The sequence below is a fragment of the Sinomicrobium pectinilyticum genome, from assembly GCF_003725735.1.
GTDB lineage: Bacteria > Bacteroidota > Bacteroidia > Flavobacteriales > Flavobacteriaceae > Sinomicrobium > Sinomicrobium pectinilyticum.
This window is the reverse complement of record NZ_RJTM01000003.1, coordinates 1-13,150: the sequence shown is the minus strand read 5'-3', so window position 1 is coordinate 13,150 and position 13,150 is coordinate 1. Positions and strand designations below refer to the sequence as shown.

The 13,150-nt window shown below is 45.6% G+C and carries 10 protein-coding genes; 3 read left to right on the top strand and 7 right to left on the bottom strand.

The window, feature by feature from the left end; translation table 11 throughout:
• The 5 genes from ED312_RS01415 to ED312_RS01395 form a co-directional block, all read right to left on the bottom strand.
• Positions 1-2,713: hypothetical protein (locus tag ED312_RS01415; protein ID WP_170164424.1), on the bottom strand; the 2,713-nt coding region annotated here is incomplete at its 3' end.
• Positions 2,714-2,720: 7 nt separating this feature from the next.
• Positions 2,721-3,410, bottom strand: coding sequence for a hypothetical protein (locus ED312_RS01410; RefSeq protein ID WP_123214218.1), 690 nt, complete (start codon positions 3,408-3,410; stop codon positions 2,721-2,723).
• 14 nt (positions 3,411-3,424) lie between these two features.
• On the bottom strand, positions 3,425-3,796 hold the full coding sequence (locus ED312_RS01405) for a hypothetical protein (RefSeq protein WP_123214217.1): 372 nt from the start codon (positions 3,794-3,796) through the stop codon (positions 3,425-3,427).
• A gap of 137 nt (positions 3,797-3,933) precedes the next feature.
• Positions 3,934-4,527: a hypothetical protein gene (locus ED312_RS01400; protein ID WP_148044196.1), complete on the bottom strand. Its 594-nt coding sequence runs from the start codon at positions 4,525-4,527 to the stop codon at positions 3,934-3,936.
• A 120-nt stretch (positions 4,528-4,647) separates the two neighbouring features.
• Complete coding sequence (locus ED312_RS01395; protein ID WP_123214215.1) at positions 4,648-4,974, bottom strand: DUF4870 domain-containing protein; 327 nt, start codon at positions 4,972-4,974, stop codon at positions 4,648-4,650.
• Between the two features lie 186 nt (positions 4,975-5,160).
• Between ED312_RS01395 and ED312_RS01390 the strand changes: the two genes are divergently transcribed.
• A complete protein-coding gene (locus tag ED312_RS01390; RefSeq protein ID WP_123214214.1) occupies positions 5,161-7,047 on the top strand; it encodes a LuxR C-terminal-related transcriptional regulator in 1,887 nt (628 codons plus the stop codon).
• A 135-nt stretch (positions 7,048-7,182) separates the two neighbouring features.
• On the opposite strand, the gene ED312_RS01385 is transcribed toward ED312_RS01390, so the two are convergent.
• Together ED312_RS01385 and ED312_RS01380 are read right to left on the bottom strand one after the other, a co-directional pair.
• Positions 7,183-7,626 (bottom strand): DinB family protein, encoded by a 444-nt coding sequence (locus ED312_RS01385; RefSeq protein ID WP_123214213.1) that lies wholly within the window; start codon positions 7,624-7,626, stop codon positions 7,183-7,185.
• A 35-nt stretch (positions 7,627-7,661) separates the two neighbouring features.
• Positions 7,662-11,114, bottom strand: a complete 3,453-nt coding sequence (locus ED312_RS01380) for a methylmalonyl-CoA mutase family protein (RefSeq protein ID WP_123214212.1) — start codon at positions 11,112-11,114, stop codon at positions 7,662-7,664.
• A gap of 257 nt (positions 11,115-11,371) precedes the next feature.
• Here ED312_RS01380 and purU point away from each other — a divergent pair, with 257 nt between their 5' ends.
• Together purU and ED312_RS01370 are read left to right on the top strand one after the other, a co-directional pair.
• Entirely contained in the window at positions 11,372-12,226 is an 855-nt protein-coding gene (purU, locus tag ED312_RS01375; protein ID WP_123214211.1) for a formyltetrahydrofolate deformylase, read from the top strand.
• A gap of 39 nt (positions 12,227-12,265) precedes the next feature.
• Positions 12,266-12,970, top strand: a complete 705-nt coding sequence (locus tag ED312_RS01370; protein ID WP_123214210.1) for a DUF4197 domain-containing protein — start codon at positions 12,266-12,268, stop codon at positions 12,968-12,970.
• Positions 12,971-13,150 lie beyond the last annotated feature (180 nt).

Below are 13,150 nucleotides of genomic sequence, written 5' to 3'. Positions count from 1 at the left end.
GCGTATAGCTTGTACCGGTGACCTCTTCCCTGTTCACCAGCTCTGTTCCCCCGGGACTTGTGCCAATGGATAGCCGGTAGCCTTCGGCATTGAGTATGGATTCCCAGGTTATCCCTGTTATTAATGGTACATCTGCAGAACCGTCTGCCGGGTTTGTAATCGTTGTACAGCCGGGGGGAAGAGGCGTCGGTGCCCCTATCGAAAAACTAATCTCTTCACAACCCGTGGCCTCGCCTGCTTCGTTATAAGGAACTACCCTAAGATAATAGGTGCCCGACTCCGGGTCTTCAAAATCTTCTCCCGGTTCCAGTCCATCCGCCACATCCGTACCGCCCGGAGTAGTGCCCATATAGATCCGGTAGCTATCGGCTCCTGCCACACTTTCCCAGCCGATACCCTCATAAGCGGGATAGGTAGTTCCATCTACAGGCGTGACGATCACAGCACAATCTGGAGGTGTCAGCGTTTCTGTGGTAAAACTGGTTTCGATGCAATCTTCAGCACTTCCTTCGCTGTTGTACGGGGTTACAATTACGAAATAGGTAGTGTTTTCGTCGAGGTCCACTTCCGGAGTGTAGGTTGTTCCGGTTATTGATTCGTTGTTCACGATATCCGTCCCTCCGGAAATAGTTCCCATGGAAATATAGTAGCCGTCGGCTTCAGGGACTGACTCCCAGGTAATATTGATATCCCGGGGAGCATTTTCCTGACTATCCTCCGGGGTTACAATCGTTGCACAGCCCGGGACCGACACCAGGGTTTCCGTGGTAAAACCGGTTTCGGTGCAATCCTCAGCACTTCCTTCATTGTTGTAAGGGGTTACGGTTACGAAATAGGTGGTGTTTTCTTCCAGACTGATCTCCGGGGTGTAGGTCGTTCCGGTAACGGATTCTTTGTTCACAACATCCGTCCCTCCGGAAGTAGTTCCTATGGAAATGTAGTACGCGCTGGCATTGACAGCTTCTTCCCAGGTGATATTGGTGTCCAAAGACACATTTTCGGCTCCGTTAACCGGATTGGTTATCGATGTGCAATCAACCACACTGGACGTTTTTTCTGTTTTAAACTTTATTTCACTACAGCCAATAGCTTCACCGGCACTGTTATAAGATATGACCGAAACAAAATAGGTGGTATTTACTTCCAGGTTAACAGGAAGTTCAAAGACTGTTCCTGTGACCTGTTGCCGGTCTATCGTATCGGTCCCGCCGGGAGTGGTCCCGATTGAAATGGTATATCCCGTAGTATTGGGCACGGCCTCCCAGGAGATGTCAGTGTTCACTGCAACATCAACCGCCCCGTTCGCAGGAGTTGTAATTGTGGTGCAGCCCGGCAGTTGTAATTCATGCGCACCCATATCAATGTTATTGCCTATAAGACGCTCATTTTTGTAAAGGTCATTTGAAGAACCTGCCGGTGTAGCTGACACGCCATTAAATAATATTGTTCTCCCGGCGTTTGCTGCCGGACTGTTATGGCGGATACGGTAGTTCCCGTTGCTGCTATTGACAAAGAGCGGGTCAACACCTATCAGGTTATTCATGCCACCGGAATGTTCCTGCAAAATGCTTCTCCTGACATCAAGACCGGAGATATCCGAACCAGAATATGCGGGGGCAATATCCGGAGTAAATTTCCCGCCCGCTTTGTTGTTGTAAAGGATGCTGTTATAAATATGAGTATATTCCTCATCAGAAGAAAAGGAGTGAAAAACTACAGCAGTGTTGTTATTGTCTACAAAAGTGGTGTTGGCTATATCAATTCCCTCCGAATTATATATGGCTCCCCCTAAATCCGAAGCTGTGTTTTTGTCAAATAAGGAGTTAACTACTTTAACTGCCCCGGAATTATTATACATTGCCCCCCCTCTCAACTCCGAGTTATTACTGCGGAAAACAGTATTGGATACATACAGGTCATCAAAATTCACATAGATAGCTCCACCTGTATTATCGCTGTGATTATTTTCAAAATAACAATCTATAATCCTGGCATTTTCTCCCCAGGCATAGATTGCTCCACCGGGATAGTATGATGAATTATTGATGAATTTGCAATGCTTAATCTGATTGTTCTTCCCGAACCGTATATGCATTACCCCACCTCCGATATTACCGGCTTCACTGTTGTCGTTCCGGATTACACGATTGTTTTCAAATACCGAGTTTTCAATAACAATATTGTCCGTGCTCCAAAGGTAAATGGCCCCGGAGCCTATTCTGTTTGCTGAAGTATTATTCCGGAAAATGCAATTATTGATCTTCGTCCCATTCCCGCTTAAATATAATGCTCCTCCTCCCGTAACATCATTTACATGAGTTCCGGTTTTGGCAAAACCATCTTCGAAAATAAGGCCGTCAAAAACCATCTCACTTGCAGAATAGCCTGTCTTAATGATACTGTTTTTTTTATCACCGCTAAGGATACTTGGGTAAACAGCCGGATTTCTTTGGTTCCCTGTGCCGGAATATCCGCCGTATATCTCTAAAGTTTTATTAATCTGCAACGTTGGCTTTATTTTATACGTACCTTGCCTGACCCATATTTTATCATTACGGGATGCGTTGGCTATGGCATCCTCAATACTACTCGCCTGATCCCAGGAAGAACCATCCCCCGTGCCATTCGGAGTCACCCGGATAATGGTTTGCGCCTGTGCAAAAACACTCCACAAACAGGCTGTGAAAAAGGCCGTTACTAATTTCCTTTGCATACCTGTATTATTTACCCGAAGAAGTTTTCTTTTTACCAGCCACAAACATCATTTCGCTATTGCGGGTACGGAAATCGATAGTATACCCCTTTTGCTCCCGGATGGTTGTCTTATAAATGGAATCCGAAAAAACCGTACCGGACAATTCTTCGGCCGGCACATTATGATCTCCTGTGGTTTCTTTGCCCAGTACAATCATCACCGTGTCCGCCTTGACATCAGTTACCTTAAACCAGGCATAACCGTCACGGACCGGAAGTCCTCCCGGGGTCATCTGTTGAAAACGCCCGAAATAGATATCGCCGGACCGTACCTGTTCTCCCAGGTTATTAAATACCACCTGCCTGTTTCCCGCGGGGCGGTCGAATACGATCAACCCTAAGGTCGCCACACACAGCAACAGGAAAATCCAACCCGCAATGGTAATTTTAAATCTCGTTTTTTGTCGCGGTTGCTGTTTTAGTTGTTCCCCGGCAAAAATCTTCATTTCACCCGTCCATTTTCCTTTCGGAATACGTTTCCCTGAAGGTACTTCCCGGTATTCCGGCAGGACCTTTTTATGACTCGTTTTGTAGAATGCTGTTTTTACTTCGGTGCGGTAGAGGGCTAATATCATGGGGATACCCGGTGATGCCGGATTTTCCAGAGAAGTAGCCGTGATGTGAGCTATATCAATTTTTCGAAACAGTATAAGCATCGTATTCAGTTTAATTATAAATACCTGAAAATCTTTATATTTTTCAATACGCCGTGAATATATGCCTTGGCTTCCAGATCGGTTTGGGGATATTCAAAATTCAGTTCCAGGAATTGCCCCTGCCCAACATAGGTCCTGGCCACTCCTTTTATCAGCCCTTTAACCTGTTCTTCTTTGTAATAGAGTATTTGTCCTTGCAGTTCGTAGGAGTTCAGCTGTTTATGTTCTTCGTCAAAACCTTCCCCGTCCTGATTGGTATTTTTCAAAACAGTGAACAGCGCTATCTTGCCTTCTGATGTGTCATAGCTAAAGTAATAGTCGCCTTTTACAGCCTTTCGTGCCAGCCGGAAAGGCGTATCCCCGATCTTGAGATGAACCTTGTTCAAGGTTGACCTTTTATCCATATAGATTCCTGTAAAAGGGTACTCCCAGAACGTTTCTTCGGTATTTGCCGGTTTCAGCTGCTGTATTGTCGCATCCTTCCACTCTGCGATATGCAGTCCCAGTTTTTCATTTACCTCGTTCAGCTGAATAGTGTGGCCAATGTATCGGTTGCCCGGAGCGGGATAACCGTTTCAAAGATGAGCCTGCCTTTTTGATAGAGTCCCAAAAGATAGTCCTTGCCTGATGTCCGGACCCAGTAAATACCCGTTTTGTGATCACTCGTCCGGGCAAAGACGGCTGTTTCCGACAAGGTAGCACGGTGGATATCCATCGCGGCATCCGGTCCTCCCAAAATCACATTTCCCGGTGTGCTGTAAGAACGGTCCAGGAAAACCTCCTGGTCGTCATACAAAAACGTGGCATTTACAAACAAATCGCCCCACTCCGGATCCTGGTATAAGACGGTTTTCTTTTGGTAAACAGGATTCTCAGGATCGTTATAGGTTTCCCGTAATTCTCCTACGGCATTTTTGTATCGCGCCATAAACGGAAAAACCTGCTCCGCATTGGTAAACACCAGCTTGTTTTCGTCTGTTTGCTTAAGTTCATTGGAGAACGGCGCCTGGCGAAGCCATTTATCCAGGTTTTTACCGGTGAGTTGAGCTATCTCTTTTTCCCATACAAACTTTTCCGTTTTTTCAGAATTGCATGCTGCCAGGACAAATAGCAACATAAAACCACACAAACTGTTTATCCATGTCCTCATCATATATTTTTTAAAACTGTTTCATGATAAATCTTACGACCATACAATAATTCTCCTGTTTTACCCAAACAGCTTATTCCCTGTTTATTAAAAATTGAACTTCCCTTCAAAAAACTTCCCGATCAGCGGAACCGGTTTCAGTGCTTCATTAGCCGCGGTAATAATTCCGAAAATGAGCAAAATAAGCGGTACGAAACCCACCAATGAAAGGATACTTCCCAGTGAAGGAACCACGCGGATAATTATACTGAGGATGATGTTCAGGATCACGGCAAAAATGAATACCCCCAGCCCTTGTCCGAGATGATATGATGCAAGTGCGCTCTTTTGTTCGCTTCCCTTATGTTGCAAATAAGCGACGATCCATCCTATGATGGTAATGTACGATACGATTGAAATGGTCCTGGCATTCATGAATATTATGATTTTACGATTAATAATTTCAGTTAAAACTTCGGGAACAAATTTAGAGGGCTCGAAAGTCCGAAACAATTTTTAGCCGCATACACTGCGACTACAAGCTGTAAAGAAAACGTCTACAAAGCGTCTACGAAATTTGTATCTTTGAACAAGGGGTTGTAATTATTATACTTTTACCACATGGGGAGATTATTATTTATTTGCGTTTTTATCTTTTTTGCCGTTTTATTCCGTCCGCCCGTAACACAGGCACAATCTGTAGTTATCGATTCCCTGAACACCATTATTGACAATCCGGGCGCTACAAAAGGAGAACGTATCGATGCTATGGGAGAACTTGCCGAGATCATGGCCATGAACAAGCGGCCCGATGAGGCATTGAAGATCGCGGAAAACGCTCTGGAGATCAGTCACCGGGAAAAGGAAAAGGGCTATACTGCCCTCACTTATTCAACCCTAAGTTATCTATACGCACAACAGGACAGTATTGTGCTGGCGTTTCAGGCCATAGACAGTGCCTCCCGGTACGCTGCGCAAATAACGGATAAGGTCATCAAGGGGCGGATACACTCCCGCAGGGGATGGCTGGAGAACATGATAGGGAACCGGGATAAAGCCTATCAATATATGCTGGAAGCACTCCGGATGTTCGAAGGGGAAGAGGTTCCTCTTTTTCAAAGCAGTATTTACCACCACCTGGCCTCCATACAGGGCTATTGGAACGAGCCCGAAAAGCAGCTCCACTATACCCGGCTTTGTCTCGATGCCGCCCTGAAGAGCAAAGACCCGGATGCCATAAGCCATGCTTACCTGAGTCTGGGGAGCTACTATCTTTACCGTTACCGGAAAGACCAGTCCCGGCAGCTACTGGATTCGACCAGGCATTACTACACCTCGATATTAAAGCTGGTAGATTCCCGGCGAAAGCGTATTACTGCAAGGAGTATCGAAGGTATTGCCGCATTGAATATGGCCAATCTTTATTTTGAATTTTATCCGTCTTCCTATAAAGACAGTGCCGAAGTCTACCTCGATCAGGCACTTGCCAACGGGAGGGAAACCAAACACCCTGAGATCATTGTCAACAGCTACGGAATTTTAGGCGAATACGCCCGGAAGGAAGGTGATTATAACAAGGCCGAAAAGCTGTTGCAAATGGCCATGGCTGAGATTTCCGGAAATCCCCGGAGCGGAGCCCTGGAAAAATCGCGTATAACCAGCTCTCTGGCCCGGATGACCGAAGAAAACGGCGACGATTCCAAGGCCCTGACATATTACAAACAGTACATGAAGTTTGATAAGGAATTATTCGATAAGGAAAAACTTTTTATCACCCAGAAACTCGAAGCGCAATACCAATCTGAAAAAAAGGAACTCGCCCTTACGGCCGCCAGGCAGGAAGCTGCCTTTACCAAAAAACTGAACCGCTATTACCTGGTCCTGATCGCAGCCGGCTTAGTAGCTTTGTTCTTCCTGTTCCGTTCATATCACTTTAAACTAAAGGCATCCCAGCAACGGCAATTATTGCTTACCGGCGAAAAACATGAGGCAGAACTCCAGGCCAGCCTCAAAGCCGAAGAAACCGCCCGCCTGCAGGCCGAACGCGAACTTATGCAGGAACGCCTGGACCGGCTCGAAAAAGAGCTTTTGGCCGGTACATTACAGGTAGAAGAAAAGAACACCCTTCTTCAAAACTTCAAAGAAAAGCTCAATTCCCTGGATAGCAATGATCCCCTGCACCGGCAAATCAACCGCCTGATCTCCAAAAATAATGAGGTGGACAAAGGTTATGATGATATTAAAGCCGAATTTTCCGAAATACATCCCGAATTTATTGCCGGCCTTCAGCAAAAAGCGGAAAACAAACTGACCCGTCTCGATCTGAAATACTGTTCCTACATCCTCATGGGGCTGACCAACAAGGAAATTGCCATAAAACTGAATGTCGACCCGAAGAGTATCCGGATGGCCCGCTACCGGATCAAACAGAAACTGAACCTCCGGAAAGACGAAAGCCTCGACGGGTTCATCAATGACCTGGGGACAAAACCGAATACAACGGTGTAATTTTATGACTACTCCCCGGATTTTAAAGCGATTGTTTTACTACAAGGGAAAAATCATAAAAAGCCACACCGGAATGGCATGGCTTTTATTAGATATCTTATGACCTCGTTTAAGCGGTCACTTCATCCAGCAGGTTTATCTTTTATAAAAAATATAGTCCGTTACCAGGGGTTCAAGCCCGGAATCCCGGAAATCCATAGCTATCTGCCCGCGGTGATACGTGGAGTGATTGACCACGTGAAACAGAATATTGCGGATGTTGTTGGAATACGGAGCCCCCTTACTGGTTTTATAATCGATAATTTCCGAAAGGTCCTTTTGCCGTAATATCTTCCCCGTAAGGATATGGTTCTCTTCATTTACTTTTTCCTCCAATACTGCGGGAACAGCTTCCCATACCCCGTATGCCGGGGCAACACCACTCAACCGGGCATTCCATACGTGATGTGCCGTTAATATATGGTGAAACAGTTTTTTGCTTTTGTCGGGCACATTTTCCCCGGCCGAGAGAAAAGCAGTTATCAGTCTTTTATTGCAATCCAGGTTATATGCAAACAATTCGAAAAATAAAGATTTCATGTATTCGTATCGTTGGGGTTATATACACCTCAAATTTACATATTTCTCCGGTATTGTCCGCCCACTTCAAACAATGCTTCGGTAATTTGCCCCAGAGAACATACTTTGGTGGCCTCCATTAACTGTTCGAAGATATTCCCGTTTTCAACAGCCGTTTTCCGGACTTTTTCCAGTTCCGCCTGTACTCTTTTCCCTTTGGCTTTTTTCAGGTTTTCCACCGTCTGTATCTGCAATTGTTTTTCTTCTTCGGTAGCCCGTATGACTTCTCCCGGAATTACTGTTGGCGAACCTTTGGAACTCAAAAAGGTGTTGACGCCTATAATGGGGAATTCCCCGGTATGTTTCAGGTGTTCATAGTACAGGCTTTCTTCCTGGATCTTACTGCGCTGGTACATCGTTTCCATAGCTCCGAGGACTCCCCCACGCTCCGTAATGCGATCGAACTCCTTAAGTACGGCTTCCTCCACAAGGTCTGTCAGTTCTTCTATGATAAATGCCCCCTGAACAGGGTTTTCGTTCTTTGCCAGTCCGAGTTCTTTATTGATTATGAGTTGTATGGCCATTGCCCGGCGCACGCTTTCTTCCGTGGGTGTGGTTATCGCTTCGTCATAAGCATTGGTATGTAACGAATTACAGTTATCATAAATAGCGTATAATGCCTGTAACGTGGTACGGATATCGTTAAAATCGATCTCCTGTGCATGCAGGGAGCGCCCGGAGGTCTGAATATGATATTTGAGCATCTGTGCCCTTTCATTGGCTTCGTACTTGTATTTCAGGGCCTTGGACCATATCCTTCGTGCCACACGGCCTATAACCGCGTATTCGGGATCGATACCGTTGGAAAAGAAAAATGACAGGTTAGGCCCGAATTTATTGATGTCCATCCCCCTGCTCAGGTAGTATTCCACATATGTAAAGCCATTGGCCAAAGTAAAGGCGAGCTGTGTAATGGGATTGGCCCCGGCTTCAGCAATGTGGTAGCCCGAAATGGACACGGAATAGAAATTGCGCACATTGTTATCAATGAAATATTCCTGTACGTCCCCCATAAGACGCAAAGCGAATTCCGTAGAGAAAATACAGGTATTCTGTGCCTGGTCTTCTTTGAGTATATCAGCCTGTACGGTGCCCCTTACCTGGGATAGCGTTCGTTGTTTTATTTCATTATACACTTCGGCGGAAAGCACCTGGTCTCCCGTAATCCCCAGCAATAAGAGGCCGAGGCCGTCATTACCTTCGGGTAGTACATTTTTTCCACCGGCAGCGTTATACCGGGGTCTGGGCAATCCTTTATCGTCGTAAATTTCCCGAAGTTTTTTCTCTACTTCCGCTTCCAGGCCGTTCTCCCTGATATATAGCTCACATTGCTGATCTATTGCGGCATTCATAAAGAAACCGAGCAGCATGGGCGCCGGGCCGTTGATGGTCATACTTACCGAAGTTTTCGGATCGGCCAGGTTAAACCCGGAATACAGTTTTTTGGCATCGTCCAGGCAACAGATAGAAACCCCGGCATTACCTATTTTACCATAAATATCCGGGCGGTGTCCGGGATCGTTTCCGTATAAGGTGACCGAATCGAACGCTGTGGAAAGCCTCTTGGCATCCATCCCGAGGCTTACATAGTGAAAACGCCGGTTGGTACGTTCCGGTCCGCCTTCTCCCGCAAACATCCTGGTAGGATCTTCCCCCTCCCTTTTAAACGGGTATAACCCCGAGGTATACGGAAATTCTCCCGGTACATTTTCCTGAAGCACCCAGCGAAGGATATCGCCCCATGCCTCGTATTTGGGCAGGGCCACCTTGGGTATCTCCGTATGTGACAGCGATTGCGTATGGGTTTTAATACGTATTTCCCTGTCCCTTACTTTAAATATATATTCCGGTTTCTTATAACGCTCCGTTTTGCTTTTCCAGTTACAAATCGTCTCCCAGTGATGTGGGTCCAATTCCATTTTCACCCGGTCGAATTCTGCGAGTAACAATTTCAGGAATGACCTCTTTTCCTCATCTTCTGTTCTTTTCATCAATTCATCCCCGTCCAGACCGGCCTTCGTAACCAGCGAGAACGGGTCGGTCCCATTCGTAACACTGCAAACGGCCATGCATATGCCGTAAAGTTTCTGTGCTACGGCAACCTGTTTCTCCACGGCCTGGTCGTAATTCCTGTTGTTATCGGCTATTTCCGACAGGTAACGGACCCGTTTAGGCGGGATGACGAATATTTTCTCGCTCATCTCGTCGTGCCGCTCAAAGGAAGAGTTCAGGTCTGCCCCCGTCTTCCCGCTTATTTTATCTATTACATTCCTGTAGAGCATATTCATGCCGGGATCGTTGAATTGTGAGGCAATGGTTGCATAAACCGGTAGCGCATCCGGATCGGCATCCCATAACTGGTGATTCCGCTGGTATTGTTTCTTAACATCGCGGAGGGCATCGAGGGCGCCGCGCTTGTCAAATTTGTTAATGGCCACCAGGTCGGCAAAATCGAGCATATCTATTTTCTCGAGTTGTGTCGCTGCACCGAATTCGGGTGTCATAACATAAAGCGAAACATCGGAATGATCGAGAATTTCCGTATCGGACTGACCGATACCGGAAGTTTCCAGGATAACCAGGTCATATTCTGCCGCTTTGAGTACATCCACAGCTTCGGCAATATGCCTGGACAAGGCCAGGTTGGATTGTCTTGTGGCCAGCGAACGCATATACACCCTGGGATTGTTAATGGCATTCATGCGAATACGATCGCCCAGTAGTGCTCCTCCTGTCTTTCTTTTGGAAGGGTCCACAGAAAGTATGCCGATTGTCTTTTCCGGAAAATCCGCCAGGAAACGCCGTACCAGTTCATCCACCAGACTCGATTTTCCCGCTCCCCCGGTTCCCGTAATCCCCAGGACCGGGACAATCTTGCTCCCTTTTCCGGGCGTAAATCTTCTCTCGAACTCTTCGTGGTTATTTTCCGCAAGTGAAATAAGACGTGCTATGGCATTTACATTCTTATCTTTCAATGCCGAAGTCACTTCCTCCCCGTTCTGAAAAGCAGGAGAACGAAAATCGGCTTTTTCCACCAGGTCATTGATCATTCCCTGCAGCCCCATCTCGCGGCCATCGTCGGGGGAATAGATACGTGTTATCCCGTATTCGTGCAGCTCCCTGATCTCTTCCGGCAGGATGACACCGCCACCGCCGCCGAATATTTTTATATGACCGGCCCCTTTTTCCTGAAGAAGGTCGTACATGTATTTAAAATATTCATTATGTCCGCCCTGGTAAGAGGTCATGGCAATGGCATTGGCATCTTCCTGTATGGCCGTATTCACCACTTCCTCAACACTCCGGTCATGCCCCAGGTGGATAACCTCCACCCCCGTAGCCTGGATAATGCGCCTCATGATATTGATAGCCGCATCATGTCCGTCAAATAAGGAAGCTGCCGTAACTATCCTTACTTTATTTTCAGGTTTATATGTCTCTGTATTCACTTTTTATGATTTAAATCACGTTAGTCCGTATATACTTCGGAATCTTCCATAGAAAGAGGAAAATTCCCGGCTACTTCTGTTTCATTTGCAACAAAAGTGCTTATTTCGTTGTGCAATTTACGGATTTATTAAAAAACACACTGTTTTCAAGAAGATTTGTAATTTAAAAGCAATGTTAAAAATCCTGGTCATTTTTGACCTATTTTAGACTTCACATTAACCTTTGTTTAAAACCGGTTCTAAAGCTCCAAAATGGTATGAACAAAATTACATTACTTATTTCCTGCAGGGATACGCAAGGTATCATAGCTTCGGTCACACGTTTTATATACAAGAAGAACGGCAATATTATTTATATTGACCAGCATGTGGATATGGAGCACAGGGTATTTTTTATGCGGCTGGAAAGTCAGTTCGTGGAATTTCCGGGTTCCCTGGAAGATTTTAAAAACGAATTCGGTCACCGGATAGCACAACAATACGGCATGTCCTGGGAAATCCACACGGATAAGCCCCAACCCCAAATGGCCATATTTGTTTCCAGATACGATCACTGCCTTTATGATCTTCTCGGGCGGTACAATTCGGGCGAGCTTCATGTAACTATTCCTTTTATTATCAGCAACCATACAGACCTCAAACCTGTAGCCGACAGTTTTGGTATTCCTTTTCACCATATACCGGTAGGACCCGACAACAAGGAAGAAGCGGAGAAAAAACAATTATACCTGTTGCAGGAAGCCGGTGTGGATTTTATTGTGCTTGCACGTTATATGCAGATCGTATCTGAAAAACTCATCAATCATTATCCGCATAAGATCATCAATATCCACCATTCCTTTCTTCCGGCTTTTCCCGGCGCAAAACCTTATCACTCTGCCTTTAAGCGGGGGGTAAAAATCATCGGGGCCACCAGTCATTACGTGACGGAAGAACTGGATGCCGGTCCCATTATTGAACAGGACATTACCAGGGTTACGCATGCACATTCCATTGAAGACCTTGTAATGAAGGGGCGGGACCTGGAAAAAATAGTACTTGCCCGCGCAGTTAAGCTCCACATCTCCCGAAAAGTAATGGCACACAATAACAAGACTATTGTTTTTTCATAGTACATTTGTTTTTATTCCATTTTATAAAACAAATATTACATGAAAAAAGCGATCTACGTATTAGGTATTTTTTTGATTTTTTCCTGTGCGGAACTGCAGCAGGTGGTAAACCAGTTGCCTACGTCATCAACGCCCGGCAATGAGGATATTGCTTCCGGCCTGCGCCAGGCCCTGAATTTCGGTATTGAAAAGCAGGTAAGCAAACTCACACAAAAAGACGGTTTCTTTAAAAACCAGATGGTAAAAATCATGCTTCCCGCCGAGTTGCAGAAAGTGGATAAAACCCTTAGGGATATCGGTTTGGGAAACCTCGCCGACGAGGGGCTGAAAGTACTTAACCGGGCAGCGGAAGATGCGGTTAAAGAAGCTACACCCATATTTGTTAACGCCGTGAAAAATATCACTTTCAACGACGCTAAAAATATTCTTCTCGGGGCGGATAATGCTGCTACTGCATACCTGCAAAACAATACTGAGAAACAACTTTACAGCAAATTTTCCCCGGTTATCAATAATTCGCTTTCCCGGGTCGGCGCTACCGAGGTATGGAGCAATATAATCAACAAATACAATGCCCTGCCCATTACCAATAACGTAAACCCCGATCTTACGGATTATGTTACCCAGGAAGCCCTTGAAGGAGTGTTCACCATGATCGCGGTGGAGGAAAAAGAAATACGAAATAAAACGACCGCCAGGACAACAGACCTTCTAAAACGTGTTTTTGCACTTCAGGATCGCTAAAAAAGCCACACCCCCTCAATAAAAAAGGGGGTGTTTTTATTTTTTTCTCATTTCACAGGTTGCCTCACCCATAGTTTTTATCTTTTCATTATCCAAACCCCTTTAAAAATACATATATAGCAAACAGGTGTTATAAAAAATACTTTTTCTTCGCATAAATATTTAAAATCCTAACAATAA

Excerpts from the sequence above, each read along its gene's own strand:
- ED312_RS01410 (WP_123214218.1), bottom strand. The coding sequence starts at position 3,410 with ATGCTTATACTGTTTCGAAAAATTGATATAGCTCACATCACGGCTACT.
- ED312_RS01400 (WP_148044196.1), bottom strand. The coding sequence starts at position 4,527 with ATGTTGCTATTTGTCCTGGCAGCATGCAATTCTGAAAAAACGGAAAAG.
- ED312_RS01395 (WP_123214215.1), bottom strand. The coding sequence starts at position 4,974 with ATGAATGCCAGGACCATTTCAATCGTATCGTACATTACCATCATAGGA.
- ED312_RS01390 (WP_123214214.1), top strand. The coding sequence starts at position 5,161 with ATGGGGAGATTATTATTTATTTGCGTTTTTATCTTTTTTGCCGTTTTA.
- ED312_RS01385 (WP_123214213.1), bottom strand. The coding sequence starts at position 7,626 with ATGAAATCTTTATTTTTCGAATTGTTTGCATATAACCTGGATTGCAAT.
- purU (WP_123214211.1), top strand. The coding sequence starts at position 11,372 with ATGAACAAAATTACATTACTTATTTCCTGCAGGGATACGCAAGGTATC.
- ED312_RS01370 (WP_123214210.1), top strand. The coding sequence starts at position 12,266 with ATGAAAAAAGCGATCTACGTATTAGGTATTTTTTTGATTTTTTCCTGT.